Below are 20,446 nucleotides of genomic sequence, written 5' to 3' on the forward strand. Positions count from 1 at the left end.
AACTACATGAAACGTGCATTTATTATGGTTCTCGACTCGTTCGGGATTGGCAGCGCCGCTGATGCCGAACGGTTTGGCGACGCAGGTTCAGATACGCTGGGCCATATCGCACAAGCCTGCGCACAAGGCAAGGCCGATGTCGGCCGACAAGGGCCGCTGCGGCTGCCGAACCTGAGCCGTCTGGGGCTGGGCAAGGCGGCGGAAGGTTCCACCGGGCAGTTCCCGCCGGGGCTGGATGAACAGGCCGATATCATCGGCGCCTACGCGTACGCCAGCGAAATTTCCTCCGGCAAGGACACGCCGTCCGGCCACTGGGAAATCGCCGGGGTGCCGGTGCTGTTCGACTGGGGCTATTTCCTCGACGAACACAACAGTTTCCCGCAGGCGCTGCTGGACCGACTGGTCGAACGCGCTGGGCTGCCGGGTTATCTTGGCAACTGCCATTCTTCCGGCACCGTGATCCTCGACCAGCTCGGCGAGGAACACATGAAAACCGGCAAACCGATTTTCTATACCTCGGCGGACTCGGTATTTCAGATTGCCTGCCATGAAGAAACCTTCGGGCTGGAGAAACTGTACGAGCTGTGTGAAATCGCCCGCGAAGAGCTGACCGACGGCGGTTTCAATATCGGCCGGGTGATCGCCCGTCCGTTCGTCGGCGACAAAGCGGGTCAGTTCCAGCGCACCGGCAACCGCCACGATCTGGCGGTCGAGCCGCCGGCGCCGACTATGCTGAAAAAGCTGGTGGACGAGAAAAATGGCACTGTGGTGTCAGTGGGCAAAATCGCTGATATCTACGCCAACGTCGGCATCACCAAAAAGGTGAAAGCCACCGGTATCGATGCGCTGTTTGACGCCACGTTGAAAGAGATGGAACAGGCGGGCGACGACACCATCGTGTTCACCAACTTTGTCGATTTCGACTCTTCCTACGGCCACCGCCGTGATGTGCCCGGCTATGCGGCGGCGCTGGAGCTGTTTGACCGCCGTCTGCCGGAGATGCTGGCGCGCGTGACCGGCGACGATATCCTGATCCTGACCGCCGACCACGGTTGCGACCCGAGCTGGCCCGGCACCGATCACACCCGCGAGCATGTGCCGGTGCTGATTTACGGGCCGAACGTTAAGCCGGGCGATTACGGCCACCGCACCACCTTTGCCGATATCGGCCAGACGGTTACCGGTTATTTCGGGCTGTCGCCGATGGATTACGGCCAGTCTATTCTGTGACAGGACTATTCTGTGACAGGTCAATGCTGTGACACGGACCGGTGACGGGCGCTATAATTTATCATCATGATTTCACACTGAATTTGAAAAGGAAGAAAAAGCATGGCTACGCCACATATCAATGCAGAAATGGGTGACTTCGCCGACGTAGTGCTGATGCCGGGTGACCCGCTGCGCGCCAAATACATCGCGGAAACCTTTCTGGAAAACGCGGTGGAAGTGAACAATGTGCGCGGTATGCTGGGTTTCACCGGTACCTACAAAGGCCGCCGCATTTCCGTAATGGGCCACGGCATGGGCATTCCGTCCTGTTCCATTTACACCAAAGAGCTGATCACCGAATACGGCGTGAAGAAAATTATCCGCGTCGGTTCCTGCGGCGCGGTGCGCGCAGATGTGAAACTGCGTGACGTGGTGATCGGCATGGGCGCCTGCACCGATTCCAAAGTGAACCGGATGCGCTTTAAAGATCACGACTTCTCGGCGATTGCCGATTTCGATCTGCTGCGTCATGCGGTGGACGCAGCCAAAGCGCGCGGCATCGACGCTCGCGTCGGCAACCTGTTCTCCGCCGATCTGTTCTACACGCCGGACCCGCAAATGTTCGACGTGATGGAAAAATACGGCATTCTGGGCGTGGAAATGGAAGCGGCCGGTATCTACGGCGTGGCGGCGGAATTCGGCGCTAAAGCGCTGGCGATCTGCACCGTGTCCGACCATATCCGTACCCACGAGCAGACCACCGCGGCCGAGCGTCAGACCACCTTCAACGAGATGATCGAGATCGCGCTCGAATCCGTACTGCTGGGCGACAAAGCCGACGCCTAATCCCTCTGGCGGCCCGATATTCCTCGGGCCGCTTTCTTTGGTTTCTTTCCTGACGGTATTTTTTCCTGTCGCTCAGGCCGCGTTCGCCCGCCCGGCTGTCGTTGTGGTCAGCGTGGTATCGAACAGCTCCGCCAGCACCGTTTGATGCGTCACCGCCAGCACGATGGCGTGCGGCAACTGATGACGCAATTCCCGCATGAGCAGATACGCGCTGTCATCGTCCAACTGACTGGTGGCTTCATCCAGGCACAACAACGCCGGTTTTTGTAACAAGGCGCGTGCCAGCGACAGCCGCTGCTGCTCGCCGCCGGACAGACGCATCGACCAGGGGTGCTCGCAGTCCAGCAACGGCACGAGATGAGGCAACTGCACCTGTTGCAGTACGGCCTGCAACTGATCATCGTGCGGCGTGTGCGGCGACGGATAGCTCAACAGCTGACGTAGCGTTCCCTGCGGCAGATAGGGTTTTTGCGGCAAGAACAGCACTTCGCCGGCAGGGTGGATCACCGGTCCGGCGCTGAACGGCCATAACCCGGCCAGCGCTCGCAGCAGGGTGGTTTTGCCGCTGCCGCTCGCGCCCTGCAACTGGCACCAGTTGGCCGGTTGCAGACACAGCGACACCGGCTCCAGTAAGGCATGCCCTTGTGGAGAGCGTAGTTGCAGGCGATCGGCGATAAGCGCCTCGCCCCGGCGTTGTGGGGCCGGGCAGGGCGGCAACTGCTGCAACTGTTGTTGCAGTTCCCACAGCCGGTCGACGGTAGCCGACCAGCGCGCCAGTTCCCGGTAGCTGTCGATGAACCAGCCAAAGGCGTCCAGCACGTAGCCAAAGGCGGCGCGCGCCTGCATGATGGCGCCCAGCGAAATCTGTTGCAGCAGGTAAAGCGGCAGCACCGCGAACACCGGAATAATTAGGCTCAGGCGGAAGTAGCTGGTGGTGAAGCTCTCCAGCCGAAACTCGCGCCCCATCAGTTGAAAGGCGCTGGCGACGATCGCGCCGAAGTGCCGTTGCATCCGCTGGCGTTCCGCCGTCTGTCCCTGATAAAACGCGATTTGCTCGCTGTGGTCGTGGATACGCAACAGCGTGCCGCGATAGCCGGCTTCCACCTGTTGTAGCCGGGCATTGACGCGATGCAGCGGCGCGCCGAGCCAGTGTGTGACCGCGCTGCCGAAAAGCGCATACCCCAGCGCAATCCAGACCAGATACCCCGGCACGGTCAGGCGCCAGTCGCCCAGCGTGATGGTCTGCACGCCGGAGATCTGCCACAGGATGGCAAGGAAGGAGAACAGCCGGGCGGTGTTTTTCAGCAACGACAGCAGCAGCGTCAGGCTCTGCTCCGTCAGCAGGCGGATATCCTCGGCGATGCGCTGGTCGGGGTGATCCGGCGCGCCGTTGGGCATCAGTTGTAGCCGATAGTGCGCGTGGCGCTGCAACCATTGCTGTTCGAACTGCCGCGTCATCTGCTCGCGCCAGCGCAGCATCAGCAGTTTTTTCAGCCAGTTGCCGCACACCACCACCGCGACAAACAGCGCGGTGTAGCCGAGATAGCTCAGCGCCAGCGCGCGGATCGACGCATGGCGGAAGTAGTCCGCCAGCGCATCGTAGAAGGCTTTGCTCCAGTTGTTGTACTGTACGCTGATCCACACGACCGACAGCGTCAGCCCGATAACCGCAAACAGCAGCAGCCATAACCATAATGCGCCGCGGCTTAGCCACAGCGGCGCGGCTAGCCGGCAGAAACGCCGCAGGCTGGTCATGGCTCCCGGCGCCAAAGGTTTAGCGCCGCCATCAGAAGGCCCATTTGGCGGTTAGCATCACATTGCGCGGGTCGCCGTAGAAGTTGTTGCCGCCGCGATGACGGTTCGACACGTTCACGTAGTACACCTTGTCGGTCAGGTTATACCCGGCCAGGTTGAAGCTGAGATGCGAGTTGTACTGATAGTTCACGTTGGCGTTGAGCAGCGTATAACCGCCCTGCGTCACCCCCCGGCTGGTGGTGGTGTCGGTTTGCGCGGTCAGCCCGGCGCCTACCGTCCATTGATTCAGGCTGCCGGGCAACTGATAGCTGGTGTAAAGCTTGAACTGGTGCTGCGGCGTATTGAGGCTGTAGCGTCGCCCCTGCGTGCTCTCGTCGGATTTCAGGTATTTGCTGTTGGTCAGCGTATAACCGGCGGACAACTGCCAGCCCGTCGCCAGTTTGCCGGCCGCTTCCAGTTCCAGTCCCTGACTTTCCACCTTGCCGTCGGCGCGGTAACAGGTGGTGGAAACCTGACAGTTGATATCTTCGACCGCCCGGTTTTCCTGCACGATGCGAAATAGCGCTGCCGAGGTGTTCAACGCGCCGCCGAAGAACTCGCCTTTCACCCCGGTTTCGTAGTTTTTGCCGGTGACGGCAGGCAGCAGATTGCCGCGGTTGTCGATATTTTCCTGCGGCTTGTAGATATCGGCGTAGCTCAGATACCAGGTGTAGTGATCGGCGAAGTCCCACAGCAGGCCGCCGTACGGCGTCCATTGTTCGTTGGCTTTAAAGTGGGTCTGGGTGGCGGAGCCGCTGCTGAGATTACGCAAGTTGTTGGTATAGCTGAAGTTGCTGTAGCGGGTGCCGACAATCAGCTTCCAGTCGTCCGCCAGCGTAAAGCGGGCGGTGGTGAACAGGCCGCGCTGGTAGAGATCGTAGGTGTAATTGTTGCTGTAGGCGGGCCAGGCGGGTTCGGCCAGCGCGTCGGGGTTCCAGTTATACACGTTCACGACGTTGGTGTTGATCACCCGGCCGAACAGGTTGTCGAAGTTTTCTTTCTGGTAATCGCCGCCCACCACCAGCTCATGGCGACGCCCGAGCAGTTCGAACGGCCCGTTGAGCGTCAGGTTATAGCTCCATTGATCGGCCTGATTATCCCGCGCCAGCATGTTGTTGAGCCGCCCGGTGCCGCTGCTACCGACGCCGCTGGTGCCGTTGCCGAAAATACCGGTAAAGCGCCCGACGGCGGTGGAGTGGGTATAGTTGAGCGCGTTTTTCAGCGTCCAGTCGCTGCTGAAGCGGTGTTCCAGTTCGGCGAACGCGTTGATTTTCTCGAAGGTGATCCGGTTCCAGCTGGCGCCCAGAAAGGTGGAGCGCGGCAGGTTCAGGCTGGCGTAATCGGTAGACATCGGTACGCCGTAGAGATCCGGCACGGTGCGGGTTTTCTGCCAGTTGACGCCGGTGGTGACGGTGGTGTCGCTGGTGAGATCATAGGCCAGCGTACCGTACATGACATGGCGTTCGCTGTATACCTCGTTGACAAAGCTGCCTTTTTTCTGGGTGACGCCGACAAAACGGCCGCGCAGCGAACCGTCGCTATTGAGCGGGCCGGACACATCCGCTTCCTGACGGTAATGATCCCAACTGCCTGCGCTGGTGCTGAGCGTACCGCGAAAATCGTAGGTCGGTTTTTTGCGCACCAGATTGACGGTGCCGCCCGGCTCGCCGTTGCCCTGCAACAGCCCGGACGCGCCGCGCAGAATTTCCAGCCGATCGTAGATCGCCAGATCGGGCGACTCGCTGGAGGATTCCGCCGAGCCCATGCCCGATACGCTGTTCTGGAATGAACTGCCGGAGCCGTCTTCCTGCACGTTGTCCATCATGAAGCCACGGGACTGGAAACGGGTCTGATATGAACTCTCTTTCACCACGGTGACGCCGGTGGATACGGCCATCGCGTCTTCCAGCGACGTCATGTGCTGGTCGTCCATCTGCTGGCGGGTGACCACGCTGACCGATTGCGGCGTTTCGCGCGGCGAAAGCGTCATTCGGGTGGCGGTGCTGAGATTGCGGGTGGTGTAGGCGCCGGTGTCTTCGGTCGGGCCGTTCAGGCTGGGTTGGCGGATAACATACATTTCTTCGCCGTCCGCCGGCTTTCTCAGCACGTAGCTGCCGTCCGCCTGGCGTGACGCGGTCAGCCCGCTGCCGCTCAGCAGGCGGCGTAACGCCTCATCCACCGTGTAATCGCCCTGCAGCGCCGGGCCGCTCAGCCCCTGCGTCAGGCTGGCGTCGGCGGCGAGATAGATGCCGGCCTGCCCGGCGAGCTGGTTCAGCTGGTTGCCAAGCGGACCGGCGGCGAGCGCGTAATGGCGCGTCGCCGGGCTTTCCTGCGCGGCGCTGGCTGGAATGACGCACGGCAGCGACAGACTGAGCAGGGCGAGGCGCAGCGCGACGACCAGCGGTTTTTGTGGGCGGAGAATCTGGCGCAGGCCAGCGCGAGCAGGTGTAGTGAATGTCATGATGAATGCCTTGTATCCCAGAGTAAAAGAGCGTGCTTTTAGTGGGAATCGAACGAGCGGCGCAAAAAGGGAACCGGCGGGCGATAATTTTTTTCAGGCAGGTTCGACGGTGATCCACCAGTCGAAACGGCGGTGGATGCGCACCGGCAGCACCCGGCTCAGCATGGCGAGCGCCCGATCGGTGTCCATCAGCGGGAAAGTGCCGACCACGCGCAGCGCGGCGACATCCGGCGCGCAGGCCAGATGGCCGTGGCGGTAGCGGGCCAGCCGCGCCACCACGTCGCCCAGCGGGGTGTCGTTGGCGTGCAGCATTCCCTGACGCCAGTCGGCATCCTGCGCGCTGATGCGTGTTTCGAACCCGGCGCCGCTGGCGTCAAATCGCCACTGTCGGCCGGCGTCGATCTGGCGCAGCGGGCCTGTCTGCCGCGGCGTGACCGCCACGCTGCCGGCGTATACGGTCAGTTGGGTGCTGCCTGCCAACTGACGCACGCTGAAACGGGTACCGAGCGCCTGCATGCTGCCTTCCCGGCTGGCGACAAACAGCGGTCGCCGCTTGTCGGCGGCGGTGTCGATCAGCGCTTCGCCGGCGATCAGGTTCAACTGGCGACGGGTATCGGTGTAGCGGACATCAAGCGCGGATGCGGTATCTAGCCAGAGCCGGGTACCGTCGCTGAGCGTAAAATCGCGGATTTCGCCGGTACCGGTGCGGTAGTCGGCTGTCAGCGCCAGCAGGCTTTCGCGCACCGGCGTGTGGCGCCAGGTCAGCCAGGACAGCAGCGAGCCGGTAGCAAGTAGTGCGCCAAGGCGCAGGGTATGGCGGCGGGTGAGCGGCGTAGACGGTTGCAGCAGCGTCTGCGCCGTCAATGGCGTGACGTCGCCGCGCAACGGCTGAAAGCGTTGGCTGACGGTTTCCACATACTGCCAGGCCAGACGGTGCGCATCGCTTGCCGATAGCCACTGTTGCCAGCGGATATGCAGCTCGCTGTCGTGGGCGGAGTCCAGCAGTTGGGCGTACCAGTCGGCCGCCTGTTGCAGCGCCTGATAATCCGGTGGCGACGCCGGTGCCTGTCGGTTCACCGCTGCATCGCCTCATGGCCGTGATGCTCCGCTTCCAGCAGGATGCAGTGCAGCATCGCCTGCGCCATGTATTTTTTCACCATCCGCTCACTGACGCCGAGCGTGATGGCGATTTGCGCGTAGGTTTGCCCCTGAATCTGCGCCAGGATAAAGGCGACGCGCACGTTGTCCGGCAACTGACGCAACATGGCGTCGACCTGATACAGGGTTTCCAGAATGATGGTGTGCTGCTCGGCAGACAGCGCATGCACTTGCTCGCAGTCGTTCAGCGACTGCCGCCAGGCCTGTTCCAGCGCCTGGCGGCGCCACAGATCGACGCACAGGCCCTGCGCCATCACGCTGAGGTAGGCGCGCGCGCCTTCATGGCTGTCGAAGTGGCGCGGACGGGTCAGCAGCTGTACGAAAATATCGTGCGCCAGATCGGCGGCGTCGCACAGATTGCCCAGCCGTTTGCGCAGCAGCCCCTGCAGCCAGCCGTGATGCTGCTGATAAAGCTGCTGAAGGTCGCAAGGGCTGGCGGTGTTGACGGCGGACATAACGGGTTCCTGAAAACGGAAAGCGCAAAATATCGCCGCATATTAATTGAGAATGATTTCCATTTCAAATTATTGACAACCGGAAGGAAACGGCCGGACTGATGGGAAAAGCGCGCCGTCAGCCCAGCGGCAGCGCCATAATGATGGCGTCTTCCCGGCCGCCGACGGTCGGGTAATAATCCCGCCGCACCGACACCTCGTTGAATCCCATGCTTTGATACAGCGCGATGGCGCGCGCGTTGGAGGCACGTACTTCCAGCCACAGCGTCACCACATCGCTGCGCTCCAGCTCGGCGATCAGGTGTTCCAGCAACTGACGTCCGTAGCCGTGACGCTGATGGTCGGGGGCGACGGCGATGTTGAACAGCGTGGCTTCATCCAGCACCACCTGGGTGATGGCGTAGGCCACCAACTGCTGGTCATGGCACAGTTTCAGGTTGAGGTAACGCTCGCCCTGATTGCTGATGAAGGTTTTTTCGCTCCACGGGAAGGCGTGGCTTAAGCATTCAATCTCAAACGCCCGCGGCAGGTCAGCCGTGGTCAGGGTGGAAATCATGTTCATGGTGACAAATCTGTTGCCACAGGGCGCGTTTCGCCCCGGCGTTGTGATAAAGCTCGGCCAGAGCCGGGCTGGTCAGTTGCACGCCGTCCAACGTCAACGGGTCGGCGGCGGGCTGCCCAAGCCACCAGCTGTGGCAGCGAGTGTGTTCCGGCAGCATCTGCGCCTGACGCGGCGTCAGGCTGACTATCTGCTGCGGGGCGAGATTCAGGCTGCGCGCCACATCCTGCAATAGCGGATCGTCGCTGGCGGGCAGCGGATCGGCGATGATCAGCAGCCGGGCGTCCGGCGGCAGGCTGACGGCGATTTCGCCTTTCAGCACCGACGGCCGACGCAAAGTCCACTGGGTGATCCCCAGTTGCTGCAACAGCCAGTCCCGTCTTGATGTCATGCCTTAACTCCGCGCGCGATAACCGCGATACGATAACCGCGATATGATCATCGCGATAAACAATAGTGGTGGCGCACGATTGTGCGGCGCTATGCTAACAAATCGCTGAACATGCGCCAACAAACCACTATAATCCTCGCTCAGTTTATTGAGGAGCCAGACCTGATGTCAGCATTAACCCCCGCCAGTGAAGTGATACTGCGCCACAGTGATGAATTTGTTTCCCGCCGGGTGCTGTTTGCCGGCGATCTGCAAGATACGCTGCCCGCTCATTTTGACGCAGCCGCCGTCACCGTGCACACCACGCAGTATCATCACTGGCAGCAGTTGCAGCCCGTACTGGGCGACAACGTGCATTTCTCGCTGCTGGCGCAGGCGGAAACCGTAGCCGGGTGCGACACCCTGATCTACTACTGGCCGAAAAGCAAACAGGAAGCGCAGTTCCAGCTGTCCAACCTGCTGTCGCTGCTGCCGGTGAGCTGCGACATTTTCGTCGTCGGCGAGAACCGCAGCGGGGTACGCAGCGCCGAGGGCATTCTGGAGCCGATCGCCGCCATCAACAAGATCGACAGCGCCCGCCGTTGCGGCCTGTATCACGGTCGTCTGGAAGCACCGTCTGCTTTTGCGCTGGAGGACTGGTGGCTGGAGTATGACGTGGATGGCGTGCCGGTACACACGTTGCCGGGCGTATTCAGCCGCGAGGGGCTGGACACCGGCAGCCAGTTGCTGCTCTCGACGCTGGAGCCGCATCGCAAGGGCAAGGTACTGGATCTCGCCTGCGGCGCTGGGGTGCTGGCGGCGTCGTTTGCCCGCATATCGCCGAAAATCCGCCTGACGCTCAGCGATGTCGGCGCCGCCGCGCTGGAAGCGAGCCGGTCGACGCTGGCGGCCAACGGTCTGGAAGGGCAGGTGATCGCCAGCAACGCGTACTCGGATATTCAGGGGCGTTTTGACCTCATTATCTCCAACCCGCCGTTCCATGACGGCATGCAGACCAGCCTGCACGCGGCGGAAGTGATGATTCGCGGCGCCGCCTCGCACCTGAATATGGAAGGCGAATTGCGCATTGTCGCCAACGCTTTCCTGCCGTACCCGGCGCTGCTGGACGAAACCTTCGGCAGCCATGAAGTTATCGCCCAGACCGGTCGTTTCCGCGTTTATCGCGCGGTGCTGCGCCGCAATAAAAAACGTTAACTGAGCCGCCCGGCTTTCGCCGGGCGCGATGCGACGCTTAGGCGTTATCGAGCGTCGCCATGCCTTCCTGTCCGTAGCGCGCGCCTGCGGCGATCTCCGGCGGGAAGATGGCGTTAATGTCATCCTGCTCGCGCGGCGTCAACGAAACCGACAGCGCGCCGACATTTTCTTCCAGATAGCGACGGCGTTTGGTGCCGGGAATCGGAACGATGTGCTCGCCCTGCGCCAGCACCCAGGCCAGCGCCAGCTGCGATGGCGTTACCGCTTTTTCCTGCGCCAGCTGCGTGATTTTGTCCACCAGTTGCAGGTTTTTAGCAAAGTTTTCATCGCTGAAGCGCGGGTTGGCGCGTCGGAAATCGTCCGCGGCCAGATCGTCCCGTCGTTTGATGGCGCCGGTCAGAAAACCACGTCCCAGCGGGCTGTAAGGCACGAAGCCGATGCCCAGACGGCGGCAGGCGGGCAGAATCTCCGCTTCCACATCCCGCGTCCACAATGAGTATTCGCTTTGCAGCGCGGTGATAGGGTGAACGCGGTGCGCGCGTTCCAGCGTAGCGGCGGAGGCTTCGCTCAGGCCGATATAACGAATCTTGCCTGCCTTAACCAGATCGGCCAGCGCGCCGACGCTGTCCTCAATCGGCACTGCCGGATCGATGCGGTGCTGGTAATAAAGATCGATGACCTCGACGCCCAGACGTTTCAGACTGCCTTCGACCGCCTGACGGATATACTCCGGCCGGCCGCAGACGCCACGCAGGTTCGGGTTGGCCGGGTCGCGCAGAATGCCAAACTTGGTAGCCAGAAATACCTGATCCCGTTTGCCTTTGATGGCTTTGCCCACCAGCGTTTCATTGGTGTAAGGGCCGTACATGTCGGCGGTATCCAGCAGGGTGACGCCCAGTTCCAGCGCACGATGCAGGGTGGCGATAGCCTCTTTTTCATCTTGCCCGGTGGAATAGAAATCGCTCATCCCCATACAGCCGAGACCCAGTGCAGATACCGTTGGCCCCTGCGGGCCCAGTTTTCGCTGTTGCATGTTATTGCTCCGTGTTATTAACCGCGTTTTTCAGTGTGGTTGTTTGAATCAAAAAGATAAATTCGCGGTTTTATGCAACACTGTTTGTAAAATGCAAACAATGGGGCCGGTGATGGATCAGGTTCAGGCGATGCGGGTGTTTGTGCGCATTGTGGAAGCGGAAAGTTTTAGCCGGGCGGCGGAAAAGCTGGGACTGCCGCGGGCGACCGTCAGCCAGACGCTGAAACGGCTGGAGCTGCGGCTGGGGGTGCGTCTGTTGCAACGCACCACCCGTCAGGTGCAGGTGACGGACGAAGGTTTGCTTTACTACCAGCGCTGCGTGCAGTTGCTGGCGGAAATTGAGGAAACGGACGCGCTGTTTTCCCGTCAGCGCCAGCAGCCCAGCGGACGGGTGCGAATCGACATGCCGCATTCGCTGGCCCGGCAGGTGGTGATCCCGTCGTTGCCCGCGTTTTACCGCCGCTATCCGCAGATTGCGCTGGTGCTGAGCGCCAACGATGCCGCGATTAATGTGGTGCGCGAAGGCGTGGACTGCGTGCTGCGCGCCTGGCAGGTGGATGATGATTCGCTGGTGGCGCGTTCGCTGCCGTCGCTGCCGCAGATAACCTGCGCTTCCGCGGCTTATTGCGCGGAATACGGCGTGCCCGACACGCTGGAGGCGCTGACGTCTCATCGTATGGTGAGCTATTTTTCGCTGCGCACATCGCAGCGTTACCCGCTGGAATTTATGCAGCAGGGGCAAGTCATTACCCGCTCGCTGCCCAGTCTGGTGGAAATCAACGGCGCCGATGCCTATATCGCCGCCTGCCAGGCCGGAATGGGGATTATTCAGGCGCCGCGCTACGGTCTGGCGCCGTTGCTGGCGAGCGGGGAACTGGTGGAGATCCTGCCGCAGTTACCGCCGCCCGATATGCCGCTGTATGTGATGTATCCCTCCGGGCGCTTTCTGGCGCCGCGCATCCGGGTGGTGATTGAGTGGCTTCAACAATGCTTCCAGCAGGCCCCGTTTGTCTGAATGCTGTTTTTTACAGCAAACGCTGTAACGACATGGAAATAATGATTGACGTTGGTGCGAAAATCTCTAGAATTCGCCTCCGTGGTGACATTGTGTGACGTAATGTTGCTTGGTTTGCGAAGGTGGCGGAATTGGTAGACGCGCTAGCTTCAGGTGTTAGTGTCCTTCGGACGTGAGGGTTCAAGTCCCTCTCTTCGCACCAAAATCACCACAGATTTGTATTTCACAGTACCTGCGAAGGTGGCGGAATTGGTAGACGCGCTAGCTTCAGGTGTTAGTGTCCTTCGGACGTGAGGGTTCAAGTCCCTCTCTTCGCACCACTGGGATACAAATCAAGATGTAGCAGCAATATCGTAGTAAGTAGTAATCGTAGTAAGTAGTGAATAGTAAATAGTATCGTAGTAAACAGTGCGAAGGTGGCGGAATTGGTAGACGCGCTAGCTTCAGGTGTTAGTGTCCTTCGGACGTGAGGGTTCAAGTCCCTCTCTTCGCACCACTCTCCTCATCCTTATCTTTCTTGTCTTTTTCCAGCACAGCAATTCTTCTCGCTCATAAAATCAACAGCGCGTTTTCTTCCTTTATCTTGTGCGTTATGCCCGTTCAGGGTCGGTATCACCATCCCTTTAGCGTAAGCGACAGCGCCGCCAGGCCGCCTGCCAGCGCAATGCAGGACGGCAGCAGCAGATAGTGACGCATACGGCGATGAAACAGCATGCTCAACGTGAGCAGCATCGCCAGCGCACAGATGTACTTCAGGTGGGTCAGGTTTAGTTCCGGCAGGGCCAGCAACGGCATCAGCGCCGCCGGCAGCAGAACGCCCCAGGCGCTGGACAGACGCTTGCCAAAATACCAGCTTATTCCCCATAGCCCGCAGGCGGCGATCATGGCGGTCAGCATTGTGGCTTCTCTTGTTGATAATGATAACTAATATCATATATAAGATTTGCCGCTATACAACCGGTGCCGCATGATTTTTGTGTGACCTGCCGTTTGACGACGGCAGGTTTTTGGATGCCTGAGAACGATCAGGCGCTGTGCAGATAGTCGCGCACCAGCTGCAGCATGTTCAGCAGCGTGGCGGAGCGGTCATGTTTGCGCCAGATAACGGCAATCTGCGTGGTGAGGTGCGGCGTGTTGGTGTCGTGATAAGTCACATTGCCGGTCTGGATGCTGGCCAGCGATTCAGGGACAAAGGTCACGCCAAAACCGGACGCCACCATGCTGATGGTGGCGGTGATATGCGGCGCCAGCGGGTTGATTTTTGGCTGGTAGCCCGACAGGTAGCAGGCGCGGATAATCAGGTCGTGCAGACTAGGGCAGAGTTCGCGCGGAAAGATGATCAACGGTTCCTGCCGCAGCTGTCCCAGATTGATTCGCGTTTGATCGCTGAACGGATGGTTTTCCGGCAGCACCAGCCGCATCGGCTCGTCCGCCAGTAATTCGCCTTCGAACTCCTCGCCGATATCACATGGCAGGCGCACAAACGCGATGTCGGTGGTGCGGTTGCGCAGGCTCTCCAGAATCTCGTTGATGTGCTCTTCCCGCGGCCGCAGCTGGACGCTGGGATAATGCTGCCGGTAACGGCGCAACAGCGCCAGCACCGTGGGATGAAACGTCACCGCACAGGAGAAGCCGATGTTGATCGCGCCGCTCTCCCCGCGGGCGATGCTGCGCACTCTCTCCACGGCCGATTCGGCCAGTTCCAGAATATGGCTGGCGTCCTGATACAGCGCTTCGCCAGCTTCCGTCATCTCCACGCCACGGGTCAGCCTCTTGAACAACGGCGTCCCGATTTCCCGCTCAAGTTTTTGAATCTGCTGGCTTAACGGCGGCTGTGATATGCCGAGAATTTCCGCCGCGCGGGTGAAATGCCGGGTTGAGGCCACTGCGACAAAATAGCGCAGGTAACGTAATTCCATATATTTTCGATCTCCAAATGGCCACATCTCTGTATTGGAACTTTGGTGTGACGGAGGTCAATATTCAAGTGAAACATTAAATAAATTTAAGTTGATCATCGTCAGAAGGGAATGGATATGAAAGATGTTAACTGCGTCGACTCCTGTGTCAGGGAACTGGCCAGCTTTGCACTTCATCATCAGAAACAGCATCCAGAGTGCGTTATTTATCAGACGTCATTAATGAGCGGGCTTATTAATGGCGTTTATGAAGGTAACATCACCATGGAAGAACTTCTGAAACATGGCGATTTTGGATTAGGGACGTTTAATGATCTCGACGGTGAACTGGTGGCGCTTAACAGCCGTATCTTCCAGCTCCGTGAGGATGGCAGCGCGCGAGCAGCGCTGCCGTATCAAAAAACTCCCTTCGCGGTAATGACCTTTTTCCGCCCGACGGAGCAAATCCATTTCGGGCAGGCCACCAGCCGCGAAGCGATTCATCAGCGCATTAATGACTTGATTGCAACAGATAATCTGTTTTGTGCCCTGCGGATAGATGGCCGCTTTAGCCACGTGGAAACCCGTACGGTACCTCGCCAGGAACGCCCTTATAAACCGATGCTGGAAGCGATTGCCCAACAACCCACGTTCCGTTTCGAACAGTGTCAGGGCAGCGTTATCGGTTTCCGTAGTCCTGCCTATGTTCAGGGGATTAATGTTGCCGGTTATCACGAGCATTTCATCACTGATGACCGCAAAGGCGGCGGGCATATCCTTGATTATCGACTGGAAGAAGGCGTATTGACCTTTGGCTCTATCGCCAAACTGGTTATTGACCTTCCCCGCGACAGGGATTTCCTGAAAGCCAATTTATCCCCTGAAAATCTCGATAGCGTCATTCACTCCGTGGAGAGCTGAAGCATCGAGCAGGTACTGAAAGCAAAAGCACACTGTTATGCAGAGGATAAACATTATGGAAAATAGGGATGGTCAACAGCATTGGTCTAGCGGTGCGGAGCTGATCGTAAAACATCTTGAGCAGCAAGGCGTCAACTATGTCTTCGGCATTCCTGGTGCAAAAGTAGACCGCGTGTTTGATTCGTTGGTGGATTCGCCGATTCAAACCATTCCCGTGCGCCATGAGGCTAATGGCGCCTTTATGGCGGCCGCCGTCGGCCGTCTTACCGGCAAGGCCGGCGTGACGCTGGTGACGTCGGGGCCGGGCTGTTCGAATCTGGTGACCGGGCTGGCGACTGCGACGGCGGAAGGCGACCCGCTGGTGGCGCTGGGAGGTGCGGTCAAACGCGCCGACCGCCTGAAACTGACCCACCAGAGCCTGGATACCGTCAGCCTGTTTCAGCCGGTGACCAAATACAGCGCCGAAATCACGGTGTCGTCCGCCATTTCAGAAGTGATGGCTAACGCCTTTCGCGCTGCTGAGCTCGGTCGGCCGGGCGCGTCGTTCATCAGTCTGCCGGAAGATATTGTCAATGAACCGGTAGACAGCCCGATTCTGGCTCGTACCTCGCTGCCGACCCTCAATAGCGCGCCGCGTGCGGATGTTGAACGGGTGGTCGGGCTGATCAAGAAAGCCAAAAACCCGATACTGTTGCTGGGGCTGATGGCCAGCCAGCCGAAAAATGCCGAGGCGCTGCGCCGCCTGCTGCATCACAGCCGCCTGCCGGTGACCAGTACCTATCAGGCCGCCGGGGTAATCGATCAACAGCATTTTGACCATTTTGCCGGACGGGTAGGGTTGTTTAACAATCAGGCCGGCGACAAGCTGCTACAGCAGGCCGACCTTATCGTCACGGTCGGCTACAGCCCGGTGGAGTATGCGCCGGCGCTGTGGAATTCTGGTAATGCCACGCTGGTGCACATTGATGTGTTGCCCGCCGAAGTGGAAAACGCCTACCGCCCGGATGTGGAACTGGTTGGCGACATCAGCATCACCATTGATACGCTCAATGAGCAACTGAGCTCGCCGATCGTGCTGTCGTCCCAGTCGGAGGCGATTCTGGAGGAGCGTCGTCAACTGCGCCATGAACTGGCGACCCGCGCCATCAACATGGACGGCTTCGCTATTCATCCGCTGCGGTTGGTGCGGGTAATGCAGGATCTGGTCAATAAAGACGTGACCCTGTGCGTGGACATGGGCAGCTTCCATATCTGGCTGGCGCGTTATCTCTACAGCTTCCGCGCCCGTCAGGTGCTGATGACCAACGGTCAGCAGACTATGGGGGTGGCGTTGCCGTGGGCGATCGCCGCCGCGCTGGTGAATCCGCAACAGAAAGTGGTGTCGGTGTCCGGAGATGGCGGTTTCATGCAGTCCAGTATGGAACTGGAAACCGCGGTGCGGCTGAAATCCAACATTCTGCACATCATCTGGGTGGATAACGCCTACAACATGGTGGAAATTCAGGAAGAGAAAAAATATCACCGCGCTTCCGGCGTCAAATTCGGGCCGATTGACTTCAAAGCCTATGCGGAAGCCTTCGGCGCTAAAGGTTTCGCCGTGGAGTCCGCCGCCGAACTGGTGCCGAAGCTCTGGCAGGCGATGGATGTGGACGGCCCGGCGGTGATTGCCATTCCGGTGGATTACTCCGACAACCATTACCTGATGGAGAACGTGAATATCAGCCACCTGATCTGAGCGTGATACGCTCGGTTCAGATGCTACGATCCTACCTGCTGCAAGGCTTTGCAGCCTTTGAGCCGTGTTCGCCTGTAACGAATATTCCAGCGTAAATGCTGCATTGCGAATGCTGAATGTTCGTCACAGGCGCTGGTTGCTCCACGCGTCCTGAAGCCCCGATAGTAATACGGGCTTGACCGGCCTGCCGCGGCGTTTGACGCGGCAGGTTCCGGTTCATCATTGGCAGGACGCGCGTTTTTTGTCACTTCCCGTCACGCATCGACAAATCGCACGATCCGCAGTTTGATTGTCATTTGGTTTGATTATCAGTAGATCGACTGATACAACGCCTCAATCTCCTTCACGCTGGCCGGGCGCGGGTTGCCGCCGGTGCAGACATCGTCGAATGCCGCCTGCGCCAGCGCCGGAATATCCTGCTCTTTAACGCCGACCTGACGCAATTGCGCCGGAATATCCACATCCTGCGCCAGCTGCCGCACCGCCTGAATCGCCGCGTTCCGCGCCTGCGTCAGCGGCATGCTGTCCGCACCTTGTATCCCCATCGCCGCGGCGATGGCGCGGAATTTCTCGCCGGTGTATTCCGCGTTCCAGGCCATGATATGGGGCAGCAGAATCGCGTTGGCGACGCCGTGCGGGGTGTTATAGAACGCGCCCAGCGGATGCGCCATACCGTGCACCAGTCCCAGGCCGACGTTGGAAAAACCCATACCGGCGATATATTGCCCCAGCGCCATCGCTTCCACGCCCTGCGGTTTGCCGGCCACCGAGTCGCGCAGTGAACGGCTGATGATCTCGATGGCTTTGAGGTGCAGCATGTCGGTCAATTCCCAGGCGCCCAGAGTCGTGAACCCTTCGATGGCGTGGGTCAGGGCGTCGATGCCGGTGGCGGCTTTGAGTGAGGCGGGCATACTGCTCATCATGTCCGCGTCGATAAACGACACGATGGGGATATCGTGCGGGTCGACGCAGACGAATTTACGCCGTTTCTCTTCATCGGTGATGACGTAGTTGATGGTGACTTCCGCCGCGGTGCCGGAGGTGGTAGGAATGGCGAGAATCGGCACGCTGGGTTTGCGGGTGGCCGCGACCCCTTCCAGGCTGCGCACATCGGCGAATTCCGGGTTGTTGATGATGATGCCGATGGCTTTACAGGTGTCCTGCGGCGAACCGCCGCCAATCGCGATCAGGTAGTCGGCGCCAGATGCCTGAAAACGTTCGACGCCCTGCCGGACGACGGCGATGGTTGGGTTGGGAATCACGCCGTCATAGATGTCATAAGGTAGGCTTGCTTTGTCCAGCAGCGCGGTTACTTTACCCGCTACGCCGTACTTCATCAGTTCCTGGTCCGTCACCACCAGCGCCTTGCGAAAGCCGCGTCGCTGTACCTCTTCGGTCAGGTGGGCGATGGCGCCGCCGCCAAAATAGGACGTTTCATTCAGTATCATTCTGTGTGCCATGATTTCTCCTTAACGCATTGATTTTTAATCATTGAGGCGTGTCGGTTATCCATTTGCGCCAGTAGCCGGTGTGGTTAATAGTTAATCTAGTCGCGCACCGCGCAGGGCGAGACGAAAGCTCGCTTCCGGTTGATAAAAGTCAAACCTTTGTCAGAGGGATCACCCGCCGATGAACCCAGTGTGAAACCGGTCGGGACTCGCTGCCTTCTTACGGCTGCCATCAGCCGCGTCGTACTGTCGCTGACGGGAAGGTGTCCACGACGGCGATCACAGAATCGGAGTGTGAAGGCAATGAAAAACGGGCGTGGCCTTACCTGAAATAATCTAATTTTAGGGTTTTTTCGCATTATTTAATCTAATTTAACTTGTGGTTGTCTCTTCTGACATCAAACCAGAAAGTCATGCATTAATAATTTGTGGTATTGGTTTTATTTTTTAATTTGGAGTTAAGTTTTTATTTTGTGAAATTTTACGGATTTATATCCTGATTGGGTGATTGGGTAATTCAATGCCGGTTTGGCTTTTTATATAGATAAACTTATGGTTGTGGGAGTGGTGGAACGCGCGCTTCGGTGGTAAGTTCTGGGGCAGGATAAACGTTTGCGTCGTGGGGCCTGGCGTCACAACGCGCGGCTAACGTAGAGAGAAAAGAATGGCAAACCACACTCCGTTGTATCAACAGCATCTGGCCGATGGCGCCAAAATGGTGGACTTTCATGGCTGGATGATGCCGCTGCACTACGGTTCTCAACTGGACGAACATCACATCGTACGCAACAGCGCCGGCATGTTTGATGTGTCGCACATGACCATCGTGGATCTGCGCGGCGCCCGCGTGCGTGAATTTTTGCGTTATCTGCTGGCGAATGATGTCGCCAAACTCACCCAGCCCGGTAAAGCGCTCTATACCGCGATGCTGACGCCCTCCGCCGGCGTGATCGACGATCTGATTGTCTATTTCCAGACCGAAGACTATTTCCGGCTGGTGGTGAACTCCGCCACCCGCGAGAAGGATCTGGCCTGGATCACCGAGCATGCCAAACCGTTCATGGTGGAGATTACCGAACGTGAGGATCTGTCGCTGATCGCGGTGCAAGGGCCGCAGGCGCAGGAAAAAGTGCGCAGTCTGCTGAACGATGCCCAGCGTGAGCAAGTAGCCGGCATGAAACCCTTCTTTGGCGTACAGGCGGGCGACCTGTTTATCGCCACCACTGGCTATACTGGCGAAGCGGGCTATGAAATCGCGCTGCCGCAGGAACAGGCGGTCGGTTTCTGGCAACAACTGCTGGCGGCCGGCGTTAAACCCTGCGGACTGGGCGCGCGCGACACGCTGCGTCTGGAAGCGGGCATGAACCTGTACGGTCAGGACATGGATGAATCCATCTCGCCGCTGGCGGCCAACATGGGCTGGACCATCGTCTGGCAGCCGGAAGACCGCCAGTTCATCGGCCGTGAAGCGCTGGAGCGTCAGCAGGCGGAAGGCACCGAACAACTGGTCGGCCTGGTGATGACCGAAAAAGGCGTGCTGCGTCACGGTCAGCCGGTCCGCTTTACCGATAATCATGGCGTCATGCAGGAAGGTGTGATCACCAGCGGGTCGTTTTCGCCCACGCTGGGCGTCAGCATCGCCCTGGCTCGTGTTCCCGCCGGTATCGGCGAACAGGCTATCGTGCAGATTCGTAATCGCGAGATGCCGGTGCATGTGACCAAACCCAATTTCGTTCGCGCCGGCAAGGCGCTGGTTCAGTTTTAATTTTTGGCGTTAATGGAAGGAGAAGGTGGCAATGAGCAATGTTCCGGCAGAATTGAAATATACCTCGTCCCATGAATGGGTGATGGCGGAAGGCAACGGCGTTTACAGCGTGGGCATCACCGAGCACGCGCAGGAATTGCTGGGCGATATGGTGTTTGTCGATCTGCCGGAAGTCGGCAGCACGGTCAACGCCGGTGATGACTGCGCCGTGGCGGAGTCCGTCAAAGCCGCGTCCGACATCTACGCGCCGATCAGCGGCGAAGTGGTGGAAATCAACGACGAACTGGAAGGCGCACCGGAACTGGTGAACAGCGCGCCGTATGCTGAAGGCTGGCTGTTCCGCATCAAGGCGTCTGATGAAGACGAACTGAACGAATTGCTTGATGCCGCTGGTTATCAGGCGCTGCTGGAAGAAGAAGACGGCGACGACGAAGAATAAGCCTGACGCCCCGTTCGCTCCCCGCGACGGGGCGTTTTTATTGTCCGCTTGTTTTTATGATCTGTTTGTTTTGTGAATTGTTTGCTTGTTTTTCTGAATGATTTGCTTGTTTTCTGAATTAG

Annotated in this window: 18 protein-coding genes and 3 tRNA genes; 11 read left to right on the forward strand and 10 right to left on the reverse strand. The window is 59.1% G+C overall.

From position 1 onward, the window contains the following. The first annotated feature begins 6 nt into the window (after positions 1-6). Positions 7-1,230, forward strand: coding sequence for a phosphopentomutase (gene deoB, locus CPA59_RS03265; protein ID WP_049854575.1), 1,224 nt, complete (start codon positions 7-9; stop codon positions 1,228-1,230). Between the two features lie 102 nt (positions 1,231-1,332). Beyond that, positions 1,333-2,058, forward strand: coding sequence for a purine-nucleoside phosphorylase (deoD, locus tag CPA59_RS03270; RefSeq protein WP_038917824.1), 726 nt, complete (start codon positions 1,333-1,335; stop codon positions 2,056-2,058). A gap of 72 nt (positions 2,059-2,130) precedes the next feature. Here deoD and CPA59_RS03275 read toward each other — a convergent pair whose 3' ends face one another. The 6 genes from CPA59_RS03275 to CPA59_RS03300 all read right to left on the reverse strand — a co-directional run bounded on the left by CPA59_RS03275 (position 2,131) and on the right by CPA59_RS03300 (position 8,876). Beyond that, positions 2,131-3,813, reverse strand: a complete 1,683-nt coding sequence (locus tag CPA59_RS03275) for an ABC transporter ATP-binding protein/permease (protein WP_049854574.1) — start codon at positions 3,811-3,813, stop codon at positions 2,131-2,133. A gap of 31 nt (positions 3,814-3,844) precedes the next feature. Continuing rightward, entirely contained in the window at positions 3,845-6,313 is a 2,469-nt protein-coding gene (locus CPA59_RS03280; RefSeq protein WP_107758690.1) for a TonB-dependent siderophore receptor, read from the reverse strand. Positions 6,314-6,406: 93 nt separating this feature from the next. Next, positions 6,407-7,390, reverse strand: a complete 984-nt coding sequence (locus tag CPA59_RS03285; protein WP_107758691.1) for a FecR domain-containing protein — start codon at positions 7,388-7,390, stop codon at positions 6,407-6,409. After that, entirely contained in the window at positions 7,387-7,926 is a 540-nt protein-coding gene (locus CPA59_RS03290; RefSeq protein WP_107758692.1) for a sigma-70 family RNA polymerase sigma factor, read from the reverse strand. Before CPA59_RS03290 ends, CPA59_RS03285 begins: the two co-directional genes overlap by 4 nt. Before the next feature lie 118 nt (positions 7,927-8,044). Continuing rightward, positions 8,045-8,488, reverse strand: a complete 444-nt coding sequence (gene rimI, locus CPA59_RS03295; RefSeq protein ID WP_039692139.1) for a ribosomal protein S18-alanine N-acetyltransferase — start codon at positions 8,486-8,488, stop codon at positions 8,045-8,047. Further along, positions 8,457-8,876 carry a DNA polymerase III subunit psi gene (locus CPA59_RS03300; RefSeq protein ID WP_049854570.1) on the reverse strand — a complete coding sequence of 140 codons (420 nt, stop codon included), beginning with the start codon at positions 8,874-8,876 and terminating at the stop codon, positions 8,457-8,459. The genes rimI and CPA59_RS03300 overlap by 32 nt, the downstream gene beginning before the upstream one ends. Positions 8,877-9,041: 165 nt before the next feature. Between CPA59_RS03300 and rsmC the strand changes: the two genes are divergently transcribed. After that, complete coding sequence (rsmC, locus tag CPA59_RS03305; protein WP_107758693.1) at positions 9,042-10,070, forward strand: 16S rRNA (guanine(1207)-N(2))-methyltransferase RsmC; 1,029 nt, start codon at positions 9,042-9,044, stop codon at positions 10,068-10,070. A gap of 37 nt (positions 10,071-10,107) precedes the next feature. Here rsmC and CPA59_RS03310 read toward each other — a convergent pair whose 3' ends face one another. Beyond that, positions 10,108-11,103, reverse strand: a complete 996-nt coding sequence (locus CPA59_RS03310) for an aldo/keto reductase (protein ID WP_107758694.1) — start codon at positions 11,101-11,103, stop codon at positions 10,108-10,110. Positions 11,104-11,215: 112 nt separating this feature from the next. Between CPA59_RS03310 and CPA59_RS03315 the strand changes: the two genes are divergently transcribed. The 4 genes from CPA59_RS03315 (at position 11,216) to CPA59_RS03330 (ending at position 12,614) form a co-directional block, all read left to right on the forward strand. Further along, positions 11,216-12,118: a LysR family transcriptional regulator gene (locus CPA59_RS03315; protein WP_038920793.1), complete on the forward strand. Its 903-nt coding sequence runs from the start codon at positions 11,216-11,218 to the stop codon at positions 12,116-12,118. A gap of 116 nt (positions 12,119-12,234) precedes the next feature. Beyond that, positions 12,235-12,320, forward strand: a tRNA-Leu gene (locus tag CPA59_RS03320). A 32-nt stretch (positions 12,321-12,352) separates the two neighbouring features. Beyond that, positions 12,353-12,438 (forward strand) — tRNA-Leu (locus CPA59_RS03325). Positions 12,439-12,528: 90 nt separating this feature from the next. Further along, positions 12,529-12,614, forward strand: a tRNA-Leu gene (locus tag CPA59_RS03330). Between the two features lie 116 nt (positions 12,615-12,730). Here the strand turns inward: CPA59_RS03330 and CPA59_RS03335 are convergent. Next, positions 12,731-13,015 carry a DUF1435 domain-containing protein gene (locus CPA59_RS03335; RefSeq protein WP_013316348.1) on the reverse strand — a complete coding sequence of 95 codons (285 nt, stop codon included), beginning with the start codon at positions 13,013-13,015 and terminating at the stop codon, positions 12,731-12,733. A 128-nt stretch (positions 13,016-13,143) separates the two neighbouring features. After that, positions 13,144-14,037, reverse strand: coding sequence for a LysR family transcriptional regulator (locus tag CPA59_RS03340; protein WP_038917832.1), 894 nt, complete (start codon positions 14,035-14,037; stop codon positions 13,144-13,146). A 111-nt stretch (positions 14,038-14,148) separates the two neighbouring features. Here CPA59_RS03340 and budA point away from each other — a divergent pair, with 111 nt between their 5' ends. Next, positions 14,149-14,937, forward strand: coding sequence for an acetolactate decarboxylase (budA, locus tag CPA59_RS03345; protein ID WP_087881257.1), 789 nt, complete (start codon positions 14,149-14,151; stop codon positions 14,935-14,937). A 55-nt stretch (positions 14,938-14,992) separates the two neighbouring features. Beyond that, positions 14,993-16,672 carry an acetolactate synthase AlsS gene (gene alsS, locus CPA59_RS03350; RefSeq protein WP_038917833.1) on the forward strand — a complete coding sequence of 560 codons (1,680 nt, stop codon included), beginning with the start codon at positions 14,993-14,995 and terminating at the stop codon, positions 16,670-16,672. Positions 16,673-16,980: 308 nt separating this feature from the next. Here alsS and fucO read toward each other — a convergent pair whose 3' ends face one another. Continuing rightward, positions 16,981-18,132 (reverse strand): lactaldehyde reductase, encoded by a 1,152-nt coding sequence (gene fucO / locus CPA59_RS03355; RefSeq protein WP_107758695.1) that lies wholly within the window; start codon positions 18,130-18,132, stop codon positions 16,981-16,983. Positions 18,133-18,784: 652 nt separating this feature from the next. Here fucO and gcvT point away from each other — a divergent pair. Together gcvT and gcvH are read left to right on the forward strand one after the other, a co-directional pair. After that, positions 18,785-19,885 carry a glycine cleavage system aminomethyltransferase GcvT gene (gene gcvT, locus CPA59_RS03360; RefSeq protein ID WP_038917837.1) on the forward strand — a complete coding sequence of 367 codons (1,101 nt, stop codon included), beginning with the start codon at positions 18,785-18,787 and terminating at the stop codon, positions 19,883-19,885. A 31-nt stretch (positions 19,886-19,916) separates the two neighbouring features. Beyond that, the gene (gene gcvH / locus CPA59_RS03365; protein WP_100848931.1) at positions 19,917-20,324 is read left to right on the forward strand and encodes a glycine cleavage system protein GcvH; all 408 of its coding nucleotides are present in this window, start codon (positions 19,917-19,919) and stop codon (positions 20,322-20,324) included. Positions 20,325-20,446: the final 122 nt, after the last annotated feature.

Origin of the sequence: Dickeya sp. Secpp 1600 (genome assembly GCF_003049805.1) — a bacterium.
In the GTDB taxonomy this organism is placed as follows: domain Bacteria; phylum Pseudomonadota; class Gammaproteobacteria; order Enterobacterales; family Enterobacteriaceae; genus Dickeya; species Dickeya fangzhongdai.

Bases quoted from the DNA above. Each gene is read 5' to 3' on its own strand.
- CPA59_RS03335 (WP_013316348.1), bottom strand. From the start codon at position 13,015: ATGCTGACCGCCATGATCGCCGCCTGCGGGCTATGGGGAATAAGCTGG.
- budA (WP_087881257.1), top strand. From the start codon at position 14,149: ATGGATATGAAAGATGTTAACTGCGTCGACTCCTGTGTCAGGGAACTG.
- CPA59_RS03280 (WP_107758690.1), bottom strand. From the start codon at position 6,313: ATGACATTCACTACACCTGCTCGCGCTGGCCTGCGCCAGATTCTCCGC.
- fucO (WP_107758695.1), bottom strand. From the start codon at position 18,132: ATGGCACACAGAATGATACTGAATGAAACGTCCTATTTTGGCGGCGGC.
- gcvT (WP_038917837.1), top strand. From the start codon at position 18,785: ATGGCAAACCACACTCCGTTGTATCAACAGCATCTGGCCGATGGCGCC.
- CPA59_RS03315 (WP_038920793.1), top strand. From the start codon at position 11,216: ATGGATCAGGTTCAGGCGATGCGGGTGTTTGTGCGCATTGTGGAAGCG.
- CPA59_RS03310 (WP_107758694.1), bottom strand. From the start codon at position 11,103: ATGCAACAGCGAAAACTGGGCCCGCAGGGGCCAACGGTATCTGCACTG.
- gcvH (WP_100848931.1), top strand. From the start codon at position 19,917: ATGAGCAATGTTCCGGCAGAATTGAAATATACCTCGTCCCATGAATGG.
- CPA59_RS03300 (WP_049854570.1), bottom strand. From the start codon at position 8,876: ATGACATCAAGACGGGACTGGCTGTTGCAGCAACTGGGGATCACCCAG.
- rimI (WP_039692139.1), bottom strand. From the start codon at position 8,488: ATGAACATGATTTCCACCCTGACCACGGCTGACCTGCCGCGGGCGTTT.
- alsS (WP_038917833.1), top strand. From the start codon at position 14,993: ATGGAAAATAGGGATGGTCAACAGCATTGGTCTAGCGGTGCGGAGCTG.
- CPA59_RS03275 (WP_049854574.1), bottom strand. From the start codon at position 3,813: ATGACCAGCCTGCGGCGTTTCTGCCGGCTAGCCGCGCCGCTGTGGCTA.
- deoB (WP_049854575.1), top strand. From the start codon at position 7: ATGAAACGTGCATTTATTATGGTTCTCGACTCGTTCGGGATTGGCAGC.
- CPA59_RS03290 (WP_107758692.1), bottom strand. From the start codon at position 7,926: ATGTCCGCCGTCAACACCGCCAGCCCTTGCGACCTTCAGCAGCTTTAT.
- deoD (WP_038917824.1), top strand. From the start codon at position 1,333: ATGGCTACGCCACATATCAATGCAGAAATGGGTGACTTCGCCGACGTA.
- rsmC (WP_107758693.1), top strand. From the start codon at position 9,042: ATGTCAGCATTAACCCCCGCCAGTGAAGTGATACTGCGCCACAGTGAT.
- CPA59_RS03340 (WP_038917832.1), bottom strand. From the start codon at position 14,037: ATGGAATTACGTTACCTGCGCTATTTTGTCGCAGTGGCCTCAACCCGG.